Source organism: Allobosea sp. UNC402CLCol, assembly GCF_000745475.1.
Classification (GTDB): Bacteria; Pseudomonadota; Alphaproteobacteria; order Rhizobiales; family Beijerinckiaceae; genus Allobosea; species Allobosea spartocytisi.
The window spans coordinates 170,800-188,344 of sequence record NZ_JQJJ01000008.1 but is presented as its reverse complement, the minus strand read 5'-3'; the positions used below and the strand labels follow the sequence as shown (position 1 = coordinate 188,344).

General features: G+C 66.0%; 18 protein-coding genes. 9 read left to right on the top strand and 9 right to left on the bottom strand.

Annotation, left to right across the window (positions count from 1 at the left end; translation table 11 throughout):
* Positions 1-19: 19 nt before the first annotated feature.
* The 4 genes from GY40_RS02895 (at position 20) to GY40_RS02880 (ending at position 2,788) form a co-directional block, all read left to right on the top strand.
* A complete protein-coding gene (locus GY40_RS02895) occupies positions 20-571 on the top strand; it encodes a hypothetical protein (protein ID WP_156115847.1) in 552 nt (183 codons plus the stop codon).
* A 132-nt stretch (positions 572-703) separates the two neighbouring features.
* Positions 704-1,282 carry an RBBP9/YdeN family alpha/beta hydrolase gene (locus tag GY40_RS02890; RefSeq protein WP_038358540.1) on the top strand — a complete coding sequence of 193 codons (579 nt, stop codon included), beginning with the start codon at positions 704-706 and terminating at the stop codon, positions 1,280-1,282.
* A gap of 259 nt (positions 1,283-1,541) precedes the next feature.
* Positions 1,542-1,910, top strand: coding sequence for a hypothetical protein (locus tag GY40_RS02885; RefSeq protein WP_156115846.1), 369 nt, complete (start codon positions 1,542-1,544; stop codon positions 1,908-1,910).
* 152 nt (positions 1,911-2,062) lie between these two features.
* Complete coding sequence (locus tag GY40_RS02880; RefSeq protein ID WP_038359920.1) at positions 2,063-2,788, top strand: DUF1028 domain-containing protein; 726 nt, start codon at positions 2,063-2,065, stop codon at positions 2,786-2,788.
* A gap of 143 nt (positions 2,789-2,931) precedes the next feature.
* Here GY40_RS02880 and GY40_RS02875 read toward each other — a convergent pair whose 3' ends face one another.
* The 6 genes from GY40_RS02875 to GY40_RS02850 form a co-directional block, all read right to left on the bottom strand.
* Positions 2,932-4,047 (bottom strand): branched-chain amino acid ABC transporter substrate-binding protein, encoded by a 1,116-nt coding sequence (locus tag GY40_RS02875; RefSeq protein ID WP_038359919.1) that lies wholly within the window; start codon positions 4,045-4,047, stop codon positions 2,932-2,934.
* A 133-nt stretch (positions 4,048-4,180) separates the two neighbouring features.
* Entirely contained in the window at positions 4,181-4,555 is a 375-nt protein-coding gene (locus tag GY40_RS02870) for a DUF6867 family protein (protein WP_038358536.1), read from the bottom strand.
* A gap of 125 nt (positions 4,556-4,680) precedes the next feature.
* Positions 4,681-5,406 carry an ABC transporter ATP-binding protein gene (locus GY40_RS02865; RefSeq protein WP_038358534.1) on the bottom strand — a complete coding sequence of 242 codons (726 nt, stop codon included), beginning with the start codon at positions 5,404-5,406 and terminating at the stop codon, positions 4,681-4,683.
* A gap of 2 nt (positions 5,407-5,408) precedes the next feature.
* Positions 5,409-6,266, bottom strand: a complete 858-nt coding sequence (locus tag GY40_RS02860) for an ABC transporter ATP-binding protein (RefSeq protein WP_038358531.1) — start codon at positions 6,264-6,266, stop codon at positions 5,409-5,411.
* On the bottom strand, positions 6,266-7,663 hold the full coding sequence (livM, locus tag GY40_RS02855; protein ID WP_038358527.1) for a high-affinity branched-chain amino acid ABC transporter permease LivM: 1,398 nt from the start codon (positions 7,661-7,663) through the stop codon (positions 6,266-6,268). Before livM ends, GY40_RS02860 begins: the two co-directional genes overlap by 1 nt.
* A 4-nt stretch (positions 7,664-7,667) precedes the next feature.
* Positions 7,668-8,591 (bottom strand): ABC transporter permease subunit, encoded by a 924-nt coding sequence (locus GY40_RS02850; protein WP_038358524.1) that lies wholly within the window; start codon positions 8,589-8,591, stop codon positions 7,668-7,670.
* Between the two features lie 608 nt (positions 8,592-9,199).
* Between GY40_RS02850 and GY40_RS02845 the strand changes: the two genes are divergently transcribed.
* Positions 9,200-9,730: a flavin reductase family protein gene (locus GY40_RS02845; protein ID WP_051987458.1), complete on the top strand. Its 531-nt coding sequence runs from the start codon at positions 9,200-9,202 to the stop codon at positions 9,728-9,730.
* Positions 9,731-9,735: 5 nt separating this feature from the next.
* Here GY40_RS02845 and GY40_RS02840 read toward each other — a convergent pair whose 3' ends face one another.
* Both GY40_RS02840 and GY40_RS02835 read right to left on the bottom strand, forming a co-directional pair.
* Complete coding sequence (locus GY40_RS02840; RefSeq protein WP_051987457.1) at positions 9,736-10,173, bottom strand: aconitase X swivel domain-containing protein; 438 nt, start codon at positions 10,171-10,173, stop codon at positions 9,736-9,738.
* Entirely contained in the window at positions 10,164-11,423 is a 1,260-nt protein-coding gene (locus GY40_RS02835) for an aconitase X (protein WP_081925080.1), read from the bottom strand. The genes GY40_RS02840 and GY40_RS02835 overlap by 10 nt, the downstream gene beginning before the upstream one ends.
* Positions 11,424-11,578: 155 nt before the next feature.
* Here GY40_RS02835 and GY40_RS02830 point away from each other — a divergent pair, with 155 nt between their 5' ends.
* Positions 11,579-12,031, top strand: coding sequence for an SRPBCC family protein (locus tag GY40_RS02830; RefSeq protein WP_038358522.1), 453 nt, complete (start codon positions 11,579-11,581; stop codon positions 12,029-12,031).
* An 18-nt stretch (positions 12,032-12,049) separates the two neighbouring features.
* Here the strand turns inward: GY40_RS02830 and GY40_RS28430 are convergent, their stop codons facing one another.
* Positions 12,050-13,384 carry a methyl-accepting chemotaxis protein gene (locus GY40_RS28430; RefSeq protein WP_051987456.1) on the bottom strand — a complete coding sequence of 445 codons (1,335 nt, stop codon included), beginning with the start codon at positions 13,382-13,384 and terminating at the stop codon, positions 12,050-12,052.
* A gap of 334 nt (positions 13,385-13,718) precedes the next feature.
* Here GY40_RS28430 and GY40_RS02820 point away from each other — a divergent pair, with 334 nt between their 5' ends.
* From GY40_RS02820 to GY40_RS02810, 3 genes are all read left to right on the top strand, one after another.
* Positions 13,719-14,219 carry a (2Fe-2S)-binding protein gene (locus tag GY40_RS02820; RefSeq protein ID WP_038359912.1) on the top strand — a complete coding sequence of 167 codons (501 nt, stop codon included), beginning with the start codon at positions 13,719-13,721 and terminating at the stop codon, positions 14,217-14,219.
* Between the two features lie 93 nt (positions 14,220-14,312).
* The gene (locus GY40_RS02815; RefSeq protein WP_038358520.1) at positions 14,313-16,676 is read left to right on the top strand and encodes a xanthine dehydrogenase family protein molybdopterin-binding subunit; all 2,364 of its coding nucleotides are present in this window, start codon (positions 14,313-14,315) and stop codon (positions 16,674-16,676) included.
* A 17-nt stretch (positions 16,677-16,693) separates the two neighbouring features.
* Positions 16,694-17,500 (top strand): FAD binding domain-containing protein, encoded by an 807-nt coding sequence (locus GY40_RS02810; protein WP_038358518.1) that lies wholly within the window; start codon positions 16,694-16,696, stop codon positions 17,498-17,500.
* The last annotated feature ends 45 nt before the right edge of the window (positions 17,501-17,545 follow it).

Below are 17,545 nucleotides of genomic sequence, written 5' to 3'. Positions count from 1 at the left end.
CTATCGATTACCCGCGATCGTGACCCACAACTACGATCCTGCGCGCGGGGCGTTCCGGAATCTGTGCAGCCTTTCGGATGAGGCGGCCGGAGCCGTGCTAGCCGCCATCTCAGCTTCAGGCTTGCGCGCGATCAAGTCGAACTATCTCGCGCGGCGGCGGGCGACCGAGGCATGGTTGCTGTCGGAGTGCACGGAGAAGCTCGGGGAACCGAGGTTGCGCTATCCGGTATATTTTTTCTTGGGCGATATGGCGGATGGGCTGGACGCATCGCGCCCATGCTCTCATGTCGTGCCGCTCGCGCATTTCCCGACAGACGCTATCACCTTCACCTATCCCGACAGCATGGCGAGCTATCAGCTCGGGTTCCGCGATGATCTTGCCAGCGAACGCCTGCCTCATCATGGTAAAGTTTTTACCTTGAGCGAACTGGAGGCTCTCGTAAGGAAGGCGGGAATGCCTGCCGACCGGTGGAGAAACGATTTGGGCAGGCGGCACGACCGTTATATCGAGATGCAGCTTTGGGACGATGCCCCTTTGTGCAGCCTCGAACGGGCTCGTCCCCCAGCCTAGAGCACTTTCGCTAGTCACCGTCGGTCATTCAGGTCGATTGGTTCTCCAATATGCGCGTCCGACAAGTGCTGGCTATATTGGACGATATCTGCCTGCCACCGCTGAAGCTGAAATCATAGAACTGCTAAAGTTATGAAATCTTCCGACGTCGATATCCTCATCATCCCCGGCTGGTCGGGCTCGGGCTCCGACCACTGGCAGACCCGCTGGGAGACGCGCCTGCTGACGGCCAGGCGCGTCGAGCAGGAGGACTGGTACAAGCCCACGCGCGACGGCTGGTCCGACCGGATCGTCGCCGCCGTGCGGGGGGCGACGCGGCCGGTCGTGCTGGTCGCGCATTCGGCCGGCGTCAGCGCGGTCGCGCATGCGGCCGAGCATCTCAAGCATGGCGAGGTGGCCGGGGCCTTTCTGGTGGCGCCGGCCTCCGAGCGGGCCAAGCGCGCGGTCCCCGGCATGGGGGAGGATTTCATTCCGCATCGGCGTGAGAAGCTGCCCTTTCCCTCGGTGCTGATCGCGAGCGCGACCGATCCCTATTGCACGCCGGAGGAGGCGAAGGCGCTCGCCGAGGCCTGGGGTTCCGAATTCGTCGATGCCGGCGACAGCGGCCATCTCAACAGCGAGTCCGGGCACGGGCCCTGGCCAGACGGACTGTTGCGTTTCGCGGGTTTTCTCAAGAGCTTGGGCGCGGTTCCGCAGAGAATGAATCATTGAGGAATTGCCCGGCTGCGGGCTTTCTCGACGATCAACGGTGCGTTGCCTCGACCATGCGCCGGCACTCGGGAGATGCCTCCGTATGATTGCTGCGACGGGACGGTTTTCGTCTCGCTGCAGGTCAGTGCTGCGGCGGATCGAGCCCGGCCCTCGCCACAAGATGATCACGAAATGGCCGGCTCGACTTCAGGCTACGACCCCATTTGGGCTGTCAAATTCGACGTTCATTCGCAACAGGTGGAAGGAAAACTCCATGCGCATGAACATGATCGCGACCGCGGCCGCCGGAATTCTGCTGGCGGGAGCTGCCCAGGCCCAGGCCCCTGCTCCGGCGCAAAAGCCGGCCCAACCACCGGCTTCCTCGACGCAGGATCAATCCTCGAAACCGGGGATCAGATCGATCAACGTGGTCGAGATCAACGAACTATCCGACGCCACCAAGTCGCAGGTGAACGATCTGGTCGGCAAGCGTACGGCCGATGAGCAGCAGCAGCTCCAGAAGGCGATCGAAAACGCTCCGATGGTGAAGTCGGCGGTCGAGGCGAAAGGATTCAAGTCCAGCGACGTGCTCATCGCCCAGCTGAACAATGACGGTGTCCTGACGGTCGTCACCAAGCGGGCGGGCTGACCGGGTTTGCTGGTTCCATGGATGCATGAAAGGCCCGGTCTCCGCGTGGAGACCGGGCCTTTTTTGTCGTCGCCACCGCCCCGTTTCGGACGGCGCTTTGAGAACCGCGAGAAGCTGGCTATGGCCACTCCTTGAAGAGCAAGGAGCGGCGCATGACGTGGTCCATCGTTGCGCAGGACGCGCGAACCGGGGCGTTTGGCGTCTTATGCGCGTCGAAGGCGCTGGCGGTTGGGGCGGTCGTCCCCTACGGCGCAGGTCGGACCGGCGCCATCGCGACGCAGGCCTTCGCAAATCCATTCTTCGGCGTCGACGGGCTGAGGATGCTTCAGGAAGGTTGTTCTGCACGCGACATCGTCTCGGCTCTGTCCGGGTCGGACGAAGGCCGCGATCACAGGCAGCTGCATGTGATCGATCGCGCGGGCGATGTGGCGGCTTATACCGGCCCGGCATGCATCGCATGGAGCGGCAGCGTTTGCGGTCCGCAGGTTTCCGTCGCGGGAAACATGTTGGCAGGACCGCAAGTCGTCGAGGAAACGCTCAAGGCCTATATGGCCGCGCCCACGCTCGATTTCGACGAGCGCCTGATCGTGGCCATGGAGGCTGGCGAGCAAGCGGGCGGCGACAGCCGGGGCAGGCAATCCTGCGCCATTCGCATCTGGACCGAAGCCCCGTTTCCGAGCTTCGATTTGCGTGTCGACGACCATCCCGAGCCCCTGAACGAGCTCCGGCGGCTCTGGCGGCTGGCCCATCAGGGCTATGTGCCCTTTCAGACTGCCCTGCCGTCCCGCTCGCATCCGGCGGGCTTTACGGATCGAGATGCCGTCTATCGCAAATGCGCCGAATATGCCGAGTCGTGGAACGCTGGGCATCCCGAGTAGCCGCCGGTCCCATTCGCAGGATATTCCGCTGTCCGCCCGATAAAACCTTCGCGGCGTCGAGCATTCCCGCCCCATAGAAAAAGCCCGCCCCGGAAGGTCCGGGGCGGGCTCTTTTCCGCGAGGGCTGCAATCAGCCGTCGAGATCAGTTCTCGACATAGGTGATCTTGCCGTCGGCACCCTTCTTCCAAGTGTAGACGGTGTAGTCCGGACGGGTGATGTCGCCCTTCTTGTCGAAGCCGATGTCGCCGATCACGGTCTTGACCGGCTGGCCGCCATGCAGCGCGTCGGCGATCTTCTTCGGATCGACCGAGTTGGCGCGCTTGGCGCCCTCGGCCATGATCTGGACCGCGGCGTAGCTGTAGAGCGTGTAGGCTTCCGGCTTGAAGTTCTTGGCTTCGAACTTCTTGATGACGGCGGCCGCCTCCGGGCGCTTCTGCGGGTCCGGCGGGAAGGTCATCAGCGTGCCTTCGACGCCGGGGCCGCCGATCGTGGCGAACTCGTCGGTGGTGATGCCGTCACCCGAGACGAGCACGGTCTTCAGGCCCTGGTCGCGCATCTGGCGCACGATCAGGCCGCCCTCGGTGTGCAGGCCGCCCCAGTAGAGATAGTCGGCGCCTGCCGCCTTGATCTTCGAGACGAGGGCCGAGAAGTCCTTCTCGCCGGCGTTCACGCCTTCGTAGAGCACTTCCTTGACGCCGCCCGCATTGAGACCCTTCTTGGTCTCGTCGGCGAGGCCCTGGCCGTAGGTCGTCTTGTCGTGGACGATGGCGATCTTCTTGTCCTTGAAGTTCTTCAGCAGATAGGCCGAAGCGACAGCGCCCTGCTGGTCGTCACGGCCGCAGGTCCGGAAGGTGTTCCAGAGGCCGCGCTCGGTGATCTTCGGATTGGTGGCCGAAGGCGAGATCATCAGGATGCCGTTCTCGGCATAGACTTCCGAGGCCGGCATGGTGACGCCGGAGTTGAAGTGCCCGACCACCCACTTGACGCCGTCGCCGACGAACTTGTTCGCGACGGAGACGCCCTGCTTCGGATCGGAGACGTCGTCACCGGTGCTGACGGTGATCTTCTGGCCGAGGACGCCGCCGGCGGCGTTGATATCCTCGACCGCCTGCTCGGCGCCGTTCTTGAGCTGAGCGCCGAAAGCGGCGTTCGGACCAGTGATCGGGCCGCCGACGCCGAGCTTGATCTGAGCATTGGCCACGCCCGAGAAGGCGAGGACCGCGCCGAGCGCGATGCCGCCCAACAGCAGTTTCTTCATGAGATGCAACTCCCCTCTAAGGATCCGTTCAAACGGGCCAATCTCCTTAGGCCCGTCTCGGCGCGTTTTGCCGCTCCAAACCGCAGTCTTGCGCGTTTCAAGCAGCCTGTCACGCGACAAGCTCGTCAAACTTTCAGGTCAATTCCGGCTTGATCACGGCGCCCGGGCGGGGCTTCCAGCCGAAGGGGCCAGCGCGCTCGAACAGCCAATGATATTGCCGCGTCATCTGCTTGGCGCGGTTGTAGCGCCAGCCCGCAAAGCCGAAGACGAGCAGCACCACCACGTCGACCAGATAGTAATGGATCGTCAGCAGCGTCGCCTCGAACAGCGCGAAATGGATGAAGCGCACGAACAGGCCCAAGACCAACATGTAGACGACGAGCTGCCAGTTCGGCCGCCAGGTCAGCGCGATGGCGCGGCCCGACATCCAGGCGAGCCAGCCGCCCATCACCACCGTGACCAGCAGGAAGAGCCAGATCGTCGGTTCTTCGTAGACGATGCCTTGCATCAGATGCTCCAGGCTTCACCGGGCTTCCAGAACCGCCGACATCACCCTAGCGATGGCATGGCGGGCAAGGAGCCGTCTCTCATCAAAAAGTTGCAGCGGAGACCATTCGGTTTCCACCGTCGCGATCAGTGCCGTCCACCTTCGAGATAGGCGGCGCGGACCTGCGGGTTGGCCAGCAGTTCCTTGCCCGTGCCGCTCATGGTGATGACGCCGTTGACCATGACATAGCCGCGATGGGCGAGCTTCAGGGCATGGAAGGCGTTCTGCTCGACCAGGAAGACGGTCAGGCCTTGCGTCCTGTTGAGCTCGCGGATCGCCTCGAAGATCTGCTTGACGATCAGTGGCGCCAGGCCGAGCGAGGGCTCGTCCAGCAGCAGCAGCTTCGGCCGGGCCATCAGGGCGCGCGCGATGGCGACCATCTGCTGCTCGCCGCCCGACAGGGTGCCGCCGCGCTGCTGCAGCCGCTCCTTGATGCGCGGGAAGAGCACGCAGATCTTCTCGAGATCCTCGTCGAAATGCTCGAAATTGCGGACGGCCGCGCCCATCTGCAGGTTTTCGAACACCGTCATGCGCGGGAAGATGCGTCTTCCCTCGGGGGATTGCGCGATGCCCAGGCGTGCGATCTCGTGGCTCGGCAGCCGGGTGATGTCGCGGCCCTCATAGGTGATCGTGCCTTCGCGGGCCTGCGGATTGCCGAAGATCGTCATCATCAGCGTCGATTTGCCGGCGCCGTTGGCGCCGATCATCGTGACGATCTCGCCGGCATTGACGTCGATGTCGATGCCCTTCAACGCGATGATCTTGCCGTAATAGGTCTTGACGCCGCGGGCGGCGAGGAGAGGCTGGGTCATAGTCACGAGATGCCGACCTCCGCTCCGACCTCTTCGACCTCCTCGTCATCCACGCCGAGATAGGCGGCGATGACCTTCGGGTCGGCCTGCACCTCGGCCGGCGTGCCGTCGGCGATCTTGGTGCCGTAGTCGAGCACGACGACGTGGTCCGAGATTTCCATGACCACCGACATGTCGTGCTCGATCAGCAGCAGGGCGGTGCCGAGTTCGCTGCGGATCGATTGCAGCAGCGTGTTGAGATCGTGGCTCTCGCGCGGGTTCAGGCCGGCGGCCGGCTCGTCGAGGCAGAGCAGGACGGGGTCGGTGCACATGGCCCGCGCGATCTCGAGCCGGCGCTGATCGCCATAGGGCAGGTCGGCGGCGGGATCGTCGGCGCGTGCGGTCAGGTTGATCTTGTCGAGCCAGAACTTGGCCTTCTCGATCGCCTCCTTCTCGCGCGCCTTGTAGCCGCCGATGCCGAGCACGCCGAGGAAGGTGAAGCCCGATGCGATCATCAGCGGGTTGTGCTGGGCGACGAGCAGGTTCTCCAGAACCGTCATGCCGCCGAAGAGGCGGATGTTCTGGAAGGTGCGGGCGACCTTTGCCCTCCAGGAGATGCGGAAGTCCGGCATCCGCTCCAGCAGAAAGCTCGCGCCATCCTCCTGGGTCAGGGTGATCATGCCCTGCGTCGGCTTGTAGAAGCCGGTGATGCAGTTGAACACCGTGGTCTTGCCGGCGCCGTTGGGGCCGATCAGGGCGGTGATCTCGCCCTTGCGCGCCTCGAAGGAGAGGTCGTTGACGGCGGTCAGGCCGCCGAAGCGCATGGTGACGTGCTCGACCTCGAGGAGAGGGCGGCCGTGGGCTGCGGGAGCGCTGGCCATCAGCCGTGACCCTCCTGCACGAGATCGGAGGAGATCGTCTTCTTCTCCTTCAGGAAGGCGGTGGGCTCGCGCACCGAGATCAGGCCGCGCGGCTTCCAGATCATGATGACGACCATGGCGAAACCGAAGATCAGCATGCGGTATTTGGTCGGGTCGAAATCGGCGCCGAAGATCGCCTTCATCCATTCCAGCTCGCGCAGCAGCTCGGTGCCGCCGATCATCGCGATCGCCGCGATGGCGCAGCCCCAGAGCGAGCCCATGCCGCCGAGCACGACGATGGCGAGGATCACCGCCGATTCCATGAAGGTGAAGGATTCGGGCGAGATGAAGCCCTGGCGCGCGGCGAAGAAGGAGCCGGCGAAGCCGCCGAACATGGCGCCGATGGAGAAGGCGGTGAGCTTGGTGTTGGTGGTGTTGATGCCGAGCGAGCGGCAGGCGATCTCGTCCTCGCGCAGCGCTTCCCAGGCGCGCCCGACCGGTAAGCGGCGCAATCGCAGCGTCACGAAGGCCGTCAGCAAGGCCAGGCACAGGATCAGATAGTAGAGGAAGATCGTTCGGTACAATGGTGAGAATTCGAGTCCGAACACCGCGGCGAAGCCGTCATCATTCGCTGTGAAGGGTATGCCGAAGAAGCTGGGGCGCGGGATGCCGGAGATGCCGGCATAGCCGTTCGAGAAGTTCGTCCAGTTCACCAGGACGAGGCGGATGATCTCGCCGAAGGCCAGCGTCACGATGGCGAGATAGTCGCCGCGCAGGCGCAGTACGGGGAAGCCGAGCAGCATGCCCCAGAAGGCGGCGAGGAAGCCGGCGAGCGGCAGCAGGATCCAGAAGGACAGGCCGAAATTCTTGGCGAGGAGCGCGTAGGAATAGGCGCCGACGGCGTAGAAGGCGACGTAGCCGAGATCGAGCAGGCCGGCGAGGCCGACGACAATGTTCAGCCCCCAGCCGAGCATGACGTAGATCAGGATCTGGACGCCGAAATTGTCGATCCATTTCAGCGAGCCGCCCCAGCCGGTGAGGCCGATCGCGATCGCCGGGAAAGCGACGAGGAAGCCGAGGCCGAAGAGCGAGAACAGGCGCGAATGGCGCTGGAAGAAGGCGATCGTGCCATGCGGCAGGAGGCGCACCGCCGGCTTGCCGGGGACCCGGCTCTGCTGGCGCAGCGCCACCAGGAAGCGGCCGATGAAGACGATGGCGACGGCCCAGGCGACAGCCTCCCAACGCTGGTCGAGGACCAGCACGTTGTCCATGTTCTGGCGCGTGCCCCAGGCGATGATGGGAATGCACAGGCCGAAGGTGACGAGGGCGGCGAAGCCGGCCTCCTTCAGCGCGGCCTTGATATCGCGGCCCCGGGCCGGTGCGGCGGCCTGGCCGGTCTTGGTCTGGATCGTCGCCATGGCGTCAGACCTTCTCGACTTCCGGCCGGCCGAGGATGCCGGAGGGCATGAACACCAGCACGATGGCAAGGATGCAGAAAGCGGCGACGTCCTTGTAGTCGATGGTGAAATAGGCGGACCACATCACCTCGATCAGGCCGATCAGCAAGCCGCCGAGGACGGCGCCGGGCAGCGAGCCGATGCCGCCGAGCACCGCGGCCGTGAAGGCCTTGACGCCGGGCGTGAAGCCGTCGGCGAAATTCACCACGCCATAGAGCACGAGGTACATCACGCCGGCGACGGCTGCGAGCGCCGCGCCCATGATGAAGGTGATCGAGATGGTGCGGTCGACGTCGATGCCGAGCAGGGCGGCCATCTTGCGGTCCTGCTCGCAGGCGCGCTGGGCGCGACCGAGCGGCGTCTTCTGGACGATGTACCAGAAGGCCAGCAGGAGCACCGCCGTCGTCACGATGATGACGATCTGCTTGTAGGAGATCTGGACCGAGTAGGTCGCGCTGTCGATCAGCGTGATCGACTTGTTCAGGATCGGCGGGATCGACTTGTTGCGCGGGCCCTGCGCCACCTGCACGAAATTCGACAGGAAGATCGACATGCCGATCGCCGAGATCAGCGGCGCGAGCCGGAAGGAGCCGCGCAGCGGCCGGTAGGCCACCCGCTCGATCGTCCAGTTCCACAGCGAGGTGAAGAACATTGCCAGGCCCAGCACGATGACCAGCGCCAGAAGCACCATCCCGGCGCTGGTGCCGAGGACCGCCGTCACGAGCATGAAGAAGATCAGCGCGATGAAGGCGGACAGCATGAAGATGTCGCCGTGGGCGAAGTTCACCATGCCGATGATGCCGAAAACCATCGTGTAGCCGATGGCGATGAGACCGTAGATCGATCCCAATGTCAGCCCATTGATGAGCTGCTGCAGAAATACTTCCATTGAAGACGCCGACCCCTCGAACCAGCTCCCGTTCTTGTCGTCAGCATGTCGCTGGCGCATGCGGGATGCGATTGCCGCGCAGAGCTACCAACGGCTTGCGCTGACGACAATCACTCCGGGCCGTATTTCTGTCAAAAGCAATCTCGCGCGAATTGCCTCGAGAATGTGCAGAACTCTCTGCGGCGCCGCGCGCATTTCACGCATGATGATTGTGCGCTGGGCGCGTGGATTTTGGCGTGCGATGAGCCGGGGACTGCGATTTTCGCCGCCCGGGGTCGCTTCACGGGTCTGGCGCCGGGACGACGACCGGACGCGAATCCATCTGACGCAAGCGTGATTGTGGCTCCTCCCTTCATGCGAAGGTATGATGCTGGGATGTGGTGCTCGGCCCATCCTCGCCGGTGAGGGCCGGAGACGCCGAGGTGGGGCACCGACTCGGGTGCGGGGCTGTGGCGGAGCCATGGCGGGCGCCGGAAGCGCCTCTCGGAAGAGCGGCTCTCCCTGCGGTGGCGCGAGGGCCACGCGAGCCGGGCTCGTCTGGCAATCGCCGCCGCGAGCGGCTACATGGGCAGGGTTGCGCGCCAGTCGCAGCATGAGCCGCAGAGCTGATGACAAAGACCATCCAACCTCTCCCGCCGCTGGCGGAACCACTCACGGGACAGGCTTATCGCGATGCGATGGCGCAGGTCGCCAGCGCCGTGCATGTGGTGACCGCGCGGGGGCCGGCGGGCCGGCTCGGCATGACGGCGACCGCCGTCGCCTCGGTTTCGGACACGCCGCCGACCGTCCTCGTCTGCATCGAGCGCTCCAGCCGCACGCTGGCCGCGATCGAGGCGAGCGGCATCTTCTGCATCAACACGCTGCCGGCGCATGGCGTCGAGACCGCCGAGATATTCGCCAGCCGGCGCGGCCTCCAGGGCGAGGAGCGGTTCGCGGCCGATCGCTGGACCGAGCTCGTCACCGGCGCTCCGGCCCTGCTCGATGCGCTCGCGGCCTTCGATTGCCGGCTCGTCTCCGTGCATGACATCGCCAGCCACCGTGTCCTGATCGGGGAGGTGGTCGGGCTCGGCGGCCGGGCGCCCGAGAACGATCTGGGCGGCAGCCTGATCTATCGTCGCCGCCGCTTCGAGGCGGTCTGAGTCGGCTACCCGCCGGACGTTTCACCATCGGCAGCGGCGAATGCGAGCCGCCCAGTTGCCGACAGCATGATTCTGCGGCCGGAGAGGGCCTTCTGTTCTTCCGCGGAGAGGCGGAAGGCGGGCGGCGTCGGCCAGCCCATCTCGCGGGCGACGATCAGGCCGAGCAGCAGGATGGCGTCGGGCTCATCCATCAGCAGAGCGGCCGGCGCCTTGCCGGCATGGACGAGTTCCAGCAGCACGGCGGAAGCGGAAGACGAGCCGATGGTGCCGGGCAGGGCCAGCACCGTGCCGGCGATGTTGCGGCCGCACTCGGGATGACGCGCATCGATGATGGTGCCGCTGCGCGGATCGACGCCACCCCAGAAGCTGATAGGCGCCGTAAGGGCGAGGCAGAGGCCGCTTGTCGGCGCGCCGGGGATGAGCGGCTCGGCGGTCAGCTCCATTGCCGCGGTTCCCTGACGAGACGGCCGGCGACGGCACTCTCGACGCATTCGCTGAGCGAGCCGTAGATCACGGCGTAGCCGGTGTTGCCGGGCGCGTAATGGGCGAACTTGCCGGAATTGGTCATCAGCACCGCGCCGTCGAGTTCTGGCAGGATCGGGGTGACGACGACGCAGGTATCGACGACGAAGACAATGCCGGCCTGCTCCAGCGCCTTGCGTCGGCCGGATCGTTCGAGCGGCGCCAGCACGTGTCGGCCGGTATTGGCGTAGAGCGGGAGCCTGAGCCGCCGGCCGGCGAGCAGCCGTTCGAGCTCGTCGACCTCGGCCGGCGAGAGATGGGGCGATCCGATGGCGACCGCGTCGATGCGGCCGGTCCCGCCGGCGGTCGAGAGACCGGCGAGCGCGGCGGCGACATCGCCCGGCGTCAGCATGATCCGCTCCCGTGGTGGCTCGCCGCCCAGCGCCGTCGCGACGTCCGGTGCCTCCGGCGTCACGCCGGCGACATGGAAGAGGCCGACCCCGCCGGCCGATGCAGCCGCTGCGCCCAGCGCCTTCAGCCGGTCCTCGGTGGTGCAGTCCCGCAGGCCATCGATGACGGCGATGGCGCTGCCGGCGCGGCGGCCGAGGATCGTGCCGAGCACCGGATAGAACACGTCGGAACGGCGTAATTCCGGCGACAGCCCGGTCGTGTCGATCAGCAGCGATGCCAGGCGGTTCTGCCGCCGGTGCAGGCCGTAATCCGGCGCGCGCCCGCTGATGGCGCAGGCGATGTCGAGGAAGTCGCCATAGCGGTTGGTGCGCGCGCCGAGCACCGAATTGCAGAAGACGACGGCATTGGATTCGCCCCAGGCGACGTCCGTGCCGGCGACGGGGCGGTGTCCGGCCTGATAGGGCGCGCAGGTCCAGCTCGGCTCGCAGCCCATGGCCTCGTAGGCGCGCATCATCCGCCGCGCCATCTCATGCTCATGCGGGGGCAGGCGGACGGCGGCGCAGCCCGCCGGCGTCAGCGCGCCGACATTCAGGCTCGCCCGCACCGCGACCCGCGCGCCGCCCTCCACCAGCCGCTCGGCGAAGAGCGTGCCGGAATCGCCATGGTAGAGCGCGCCGTCGATATGGGCGGATGCGATGGGGATGAGCCTGGGCGCGCCCATGAGGCGGGCGGCCTCGGCCACGATGCGCAGCGCCATCGCGGCACCTTCGCCGCGCTCTCCGGCGGCGACGGCGCGTTCATCGGCGGAGAGCTCGACCATCGAACCTCTTCAGCGGAAAGAGCGACCGGACGATGACCGCCCATCCGGCCCTTGTGCAGGCAAGGGATTTTCGACCATGGATAGGGGACTGGATACCCCGCGAGCCGGGCCAGCCGCAACCGCTGCACCCGGCCGAAGCAATACGGAGACGCGCCATGGCGATGACGATGAGCGGCGAGGCGACCTTGCCGGCCAGCAAGGAGGTCGTCTGGGCGAAGCTCAACGATGCCGATGTGCTGAAGGCCTGCATCCCCGGCTGCGATCAGCTCACCAAGGACGACGATACGCATATGTCGGCGGTGGTGAAGGTCAAGCTCGGCCCGGTGAAGGCGACCTTCAAGGGCAAGGTCGAGCTCACCGATCTCGACCCGCCCAACGGCTACCGCATCCAGGGGGAAGGCGAGGGCGGCATTGCCGGCTTCGCCAAGGGTGGCGCCAAGGTCATGCTCTCCGATGCCGAGGCCGGACAGACGCTGCTGCGCTACGAGGTCGAGGCGCAGGTCGGCGGCAAGCTGATGCAGCTCGGCTCGCGCCTGATCGATTCGGTGTCGAAGAAGCTCGCCGACGAGTTCTTCGCCAATTTCGCCAAGGCGGTGAGCGAGGGCTGAGGCGGCCGATCGCGGCCCTCAGGACGCCTTGCGCAGCGCTTCCAGCGCCTTGCTGACCGTGGCTTCCGCCGAGCCGACCTGCAGCGCGATGTCGGCCGCCGCGGCATTGGCGCGCTCCAGGGTCCGGTGCGTCATGTCGAGGCTGTCATTGACGGCGGTGGCGCTGGCGATCGCCTCGTCCGAACTCTGTGCGACCATCGAAGCATCGCGCGCGATGCTGGCGGTCACCGTGCTCTGCAGGGAAACGGCCTCGGAGATCGCCTCCGAATCGTGGCGGATGGCATCGACCGTCGCGGCGATGGCGGCGGCGTGCGTGCTGCAGGCCTCGGCGCTCGCCGCCAGTTCCGCGATCTGACCGGCGATGTCCTGCGTGGCGCTGGCGGTCTGTGTCGCCAGCGACTTGACCTCGGAGGCGACCACGGAGAAGCCGCGCCCCGCCTCGCCGGCACGCGCGGCTTCGATGGTGGCGTTGAGCGCCAGCAGATTCGTCTGGGCGGCGATGTCGGCGATCATGCCGACGACCTTGCCGATGCTGCCCGTCACCTCGCGCAGGCGCTCGACGGCGTCATTCATCTGCGCGGTGTCGAGCACGGCCTGGTTGGTGATCGTCAGGCTCTTCAGGGCGCGCTGGCCGATATCGGCGAGGTTGGCCGACATTTCTTCCGTCGCGGCGGCAGTCTGGAACGACTTCTCCCGGACGGAGACCGAGGCCCGGGCCACCTTGCCGACCGTATCCTTGATGAAGGCGGTGGCGCGCCCGGTCTCGGAGGCGGTCGAGACGAACTGCTCGACCGCGCCGCTGATCGTGTCGTCGAGGCGGCCGATGCGGCTCTTGAGCGTTGCCGCCGTCTCGTCGAGCGCGATGCTCCGGCGGCGGGCTTCCTCGGCTTCGCTCTCCTGATTGATCGTCATCGCCGTGTTGACGTCGTAGGTCAGGACACGCTCGATGACGAAGAGATCCTCGGCGAATTGCCGTGGCGAGAGCAGAAAGCGGCGCCGGCTCTCCAGGCAGAGCTCCCGGAGCAGCGAGAAAGCGATGGAAGCGCGCGCCCGGGTCCGGACGTCGGCCTGCCGCTCGAGTTCGCAGAGCCGATTCATCGAAGCGATATAAGCTTCGTCGAACGTGCCCGCGAACAGCAGGCGGAAATGCTCCGCTTCGGCGGCGTGGAGGGCCTCGGAAACGGCGGCGACGCGGTCGCGAAGCGTGGCGTGGATGGCGAAGGCGCGCTCGAAATCGGCCGCCACGAGACCGTCGATCATGCGGTCGATGATGGGCCGGTAGAGCTGCAGCCGGCGGCGTTGGGGGTCGTTGAAGCCGATCGCGTTCAGCCGTCGCTGAATTTGGTCCATCATCAACGGCACGGTGCGGCTCGCTCAGGGGGCCGGTCATCCGGCACGACGAACCAACCCTGCGCGAGACGCCTTAAGATTTTGCCAATGGCGCATGGCGGGGCTACCGGCGCCTCATGCGCCCCCAATCGGCTGATTTTGGCAGAAAACAGCCTTAAACTCCCTCTTTCGATTGAGCGCCTCCGGCTTGACCCAGCAAAAACGCGGGTCCACACTCCGTTTTGATCCATTCCAAGGAAAAGCTGCCTGATGAGGCAAGCCGCTCCGGGAGGGGAGCCGGCTTCACCGAGGTGATCGCTCACAGGTGCGCCGGGGGAGGGTCACAGGAGATATGCTCATGACCACTGTTTCTCTGACGGTGAACGGCAAGGCCGTCTCCGCCAATGTCGATCCGCGCACCCTTCTGGTGCAATTGCTCCGGGAAAACCTGCGCCTGACCGGCACCCATGTCGGCTGCGACACCAGCCAGTGCGGCGCCTGCGTCGTGCATCTCGACGGCAAGGCGGTGAAATCCTGCACCACGCTCGCCGTGGCGGTCGACGGCGCCAGCGTGACCACGATCGAGGGCCTTGCCCATGACGGCACGCTGCACCCGATGCAGGAGGCTTTCCGCGAGCATCACGGCCTGCAATGCGGCTTCTGCACGCCGGGCATGATCATGGCTGCCGTCGACATGGTGAACCGTCGCGGCCATCAGCTCGACGAGAAGACGATCCGCGAGGATCTCGACGGCAATATCTGCCGCTGCACGGGTTACCATAACATCGTCAAGGCGATCGCCGCCGGGGCGGAGGCGATGGGCAAGGGCGCGGCGCCGGTGCGTCAGGCCGCCGAGTGAGTCTCGGCTCGCGCCGAGGCGCGGGCTTTTCGTCCTTCATGCGTTCCAGGCAGTGAGGCGCCCGCGAGAGGCGCCGTGCGAGGAGGGAACACCATGTCCGCCACCGGAATCGGCGCCGCAGTCCGCCGCAAGGAAGACCACCGCTTCATCACCGGCCAGGGCCGCTATACCGACGACATCAACCGGCCGGGCCAGGCCCATGCCTATTTCCTGCGCTCGCCGCATGCCCATGCGAAGATCAAGTCGATCGACACCAAGGCCGCGGCCGGCATGCCCGGCGTCATCGGCATCTTCACCGGCGCCGATCTCGCCACCGACAAGATCGGCGGCCTGATCTGCGGCTGGATGATCCACAACAAGGACGGCTCGCCGATGCGCGCCGGGCCGCATCCGGCGCTGGCCCAGGGCAAGGTCCGCTATGTCGGCGACCATGTCGCCGTGGTGGTGGCCGAGACTCTGGCGCAGGCGAAGGATGCCGCCGAGGCGATCGCGGTCGACTACCAGGAGCTGCCCGCCGTGGTCGACACGGCCAAGGCGATCGGGGCCAAGACCGTGGTCCATGACGAGGCGCCCGATAACAGCGTGTTCAACTGGCATCTCGGCGACAAGGACGCGACCGAGAAGGCCTTCAAGGCGGCCAAGCACGTCACGAAGATCGACCTCGTCAACAATCGCCTCGTGCCGAACGCGATGGAGCCGCGCGCGGCGGTCGGCGACTATGATGACGGGGAGGGCATCTTCACCCTCTACACCACCAGCCAGAATCCACATGTGGCGCGGCTCGTGCTCTCGGCCTTCATCGGCATCGCGCCGGAGAACAAACTGCGCGTGATCGCGCCGGATGTCGGTGGTGGCTTCGGCTCGAAGATCTTCATCTATGCCGAGGAGACGGTCTGCGTCTGGGCGGCGAAGAAGGTCGGGCGGCCGGTGAAGTGGACGGCGGACCGCACGGAAGCCTTCCTCTCCGACGCGCATGGCCGCGACCACGTCACCCACGCGGAACTCGCGACCGATGCCGAGGGCAAGATCCTCGGCATGAAGGTGCACACCACCGCCAATTTGGGCGCCTATCTCTCGACCTTCTCCTCCTCGGTGCCGACCTATCTCTATGCGCCGCTTCTGTCGGGGCAGTACGACATTCCGGCGATCTATTGCGAGGTCGACGCGGTCTATACCAACACCGCCCCGGTCGATGCCTATCGCGGCGCCGGGCGGCCGGAGGCGACCTTCGTGGTCGAGCGCCTGATCGAGATCACGGCGCGCCAGCTCGGCAAGGATCCGGCCAAGTTCCGGATGCAGAACTACATCAAGAAGTTCCCGCACCAGACGCCGGTCATCATGATGTACGATGCCGGCAATTACGGCGCCTCGCTGAAGAAGGCGCTGGAGATGATCGACTATAAGGGGCTCGGCAAGCGCAAGCGCGACTCCGCCCGCAACGGCAAGCTGCGCGGCATCGGCTTCTCCTCCTATATCGAGGCCTGCGGCATTGCGCCTTCGGCCGCGGTCGGCTCGCTCGGCGCCGGCGTCGGCTTGTGGGAATCGGCCGAGGTCCGGGTCAATCCGGTCGGCACGGTCGAGGTGTTCACGGGATCGCACAGCCACGGCCAGGGCCATGAGACGACCTTCGCCCAGCTTGTCAGCGACCGGCTCGGTATCCCCATCGACAACGTCTCGATCATCCATGGCGACACCGACAAGGTGCAGATGGGCATGGGCACCTATGGCTCGCGCTCGGGCGCGGTCGGCATGTCCGCGATCTTCAAGGCGATCGACAAGGTGATCGCCAAGGGCAAGAAGGTCGCCGCCCATGTGCTGGAGGCCGACGAGGCCGATATCGATTTCGCGGACGGGCATTTCGCGGTGAAGGGCACCGACCGCAAGCTCGATTTCGGCTCCTGCGCGCTGCAGGCCTATGTCGCGCACAAGTTCAACGGGCAGGAGCTGGAGCCGGGGCTGAAGGAGGGGGCGTTCTACGACCCGACCAACTTCACCTTCCCGGCTGGCGTCCATATCTGCGAGGTCGAGATCGATCCGCAGACCGGCGTGACGACGATCGAGCGCTGGGCGGCGGTCGACGATTTCGGCAACATCATCAACCCGATGATCGTCGAGGGGCAGGTCCATGGCGGTATCGCCCAGGGTGTGGGCCAGGCGCTGCTCGAAGGCGCGCGCTACAATGCCGACGGCCAGCTCGTGACCGCGAGCTTCATGGACTACACCATGCCGCGCGCCGACGATCTGCCCTCCTTCGATGTCGGCATGACGGTGACGCCATGCCCGTCGAACCCGCTCGGCATCAAGGGCTGCGGTGAGGCCGGGGCCATCGCCTCGCCGCCCGCCGTCATCAACGCCATCACCGACGCGCTCGGACATGAGGACATCGCGATGCCCGCCACGCCGCAGGCGGTGTGGCGCGCGGCGCAGAAGTCGATCAGCCGCATGGCGGCCGAGTGAGCTGAAAGGACAAGCAGATGTACGCTTTCACCTATCACAAGCCCACCAGCGCCCGGCAGGCGGCGACGCTGCTCGCCAAGAAGGAGGACGCCAAGCTCCTGGCCGGTGGCCACACCCTGCTGCCGACGATGAAGCAGCGGCTGGCCTCACCGTCGGCGCTGGTCGATCTCGGCGCCTGCGCTGATCTCAAGGGCATCACCGTCAAGGGCCGCAACATCGTCATCGGCGCGATGACGACGCATGCGGAGGTCGCGGACTCGCCCGAGGTGCAGAGCGCGATCCCGGCTCTGGCCTATCTCGCCGGGCATATCGGCGACCCGCATGTACGCCATCGCGGCACGATCGGCGGCTCGGTCGCCAATAACGATCCGGCGGCGGACTATCCGGCGGCGCTGCTGGCATTGGGCGCCACCGTCGTCACCAACAAGCGCAAGCTGACGGCCGAAGACTTCTTCACCGGACTCTACGAGACGGCCCTGGAGGAGGGCGAGATCATCACCAAGGTCTCGTTCCCGATCGCCTCCAAGGCGGGCTATGCCAAGTTCCGCAACCCGGCCTCGCGCTACGCCATGGTCGGCGTCTTCGTCGCCAAGCGCGGCAGCGAGATCCGCGTCGCGGTGACGGGGGCGGGCGAGGGCGGGGTCTTCCGCTGGCCCGAAGCTGAAGCCGCGCTGAAGGCCCGCTTCGCGCCGAAATCTCTGGACGGGCTGAAGCATACGGCGAAGGGCATCAATGGCGACATCCATGCCGATGCCGAATACCGCGCCCATCTGATCGGCGTGATGGCCAAGCAGGCCGTGGCGCAGGCGACAGGAAAAGCCTGAGCTGGCCATCGCGCGTCATGCTCGGGCTTGACCCGAGCATCTCGG

Coding starts and splice junctions, on each gene's coding strand:
- GY40_RS02890 (WP_038358540.1), top strand. CDS start 704: ATGAAATCTTCCGACGTCGATATCCTCATCATCCCCGGCTGGTCGGGC.
- GY40_RS02885 (WP_156115846.1), top strand. CDS start 1,542: ATGAACATGATCGCGACCGCGGCCGCCGGAATTCTGCTGGCGGGAGCT.
- GY40_RS02880 (WP_038359920.1), top strand. CDS start 2,063: ATGACGTGGTCCATCGTTGCGCAGGACGCGCGAACCGGGGCGTTTGGC.
- GY40_RS02875 (WP_038359919.1), bottom strand. CDS start 4,047: ATGAAGAAACTGCTGTTGGGCGGCATCGCGCTCGGCGCGGTCCTCGCC.
- GY40_RS02870 (WP_038358536.1), bottom strand. CDS start 4,555: ATGCAAGGCATCGTCTACGAAGAACCGACGATCTGGCTCTTCCTGCTG.
- GY40_RS02865 (WP_038358534.1), bottom strand. CDS start 5,406: ATGACCCAGCCTCTCCTCGCCGCCCGCGGCGTCAAGACCTATTACGGC.
- GY40_RS02860 (WP_038358531.1), bottom strand. CDS start 6,266: ATGGCCAGCGCTCCCGCAGCCCACGGCCGCCCTCTCCTCGAGGTCGAG.
- livM (WP_038358527.1), bottom strand. CDS start 7,663: ATGGCGACGATCCAGACCAAGACCGGCCAGGCCGCCGCACCGGCCCGG.
- GY40_RS02850 (WP_038358524.1), bottom strand. CDS start 8,591: ATGGAAGTATTTCTGCAGCAGCTCATCAATGGGCTGACATTGGGATCG.
- GY40_RS02845 (WP_051987458.1), top strand. CDS start 9,200: ATGACAAAGACCATCCAACCTCTCCCGCCGCTGGCGGAACCACTCACG.
- GY40_RS02840 (WP_051987457.1), bottom strand. CDS start 10,173: ATGGAGCTGACCGCCGAGCCGCTCATCCCCGGCGCGCCGACAAGCGGC.
- GY40_RS02835 (WP_081925080.1), bottom strand. CDS start 11,423: ATGGTCGAGCTCTCCGCCGATGAACGCGCCGTCGCCGCCGGAGAGCGC.
- GY40_RS02830 (WP_038358522.1), top strand. CDS start 11,579: ATGGCGATGACGATGAGCGGCGAGGCGACCTTGCCGGCCAGCAAGGAG.
- GY40_RS28430 (WP_051987456.1), bottom strand. CDS start 13,384: ATGATGGACCAAATTCAGCGACGGCTGAACGCGATCGGCTTCAACGAC.
- GY40_RS02820 (WP_038359912.1), top strand. CDS start 13,719: ATGACCACTGTTTCTCTGACGGTGAACGGCAAGGCCGTCTCCGCCAAT.
- GY40_RS02815 (WP_038358520.1), top strand. CDS start 14,313: ATGTCCGCCACCGGAATCGGCGCCGCAGTCCGCCGCAAGGAAGACCAC.
- GY40_RS02810 (WP_038358518.1), top strand. CDS start 16,694: ATGTACGCTTTCACCTATCACAAGCCCACCAGCGCCCGGCAGGCGGCG.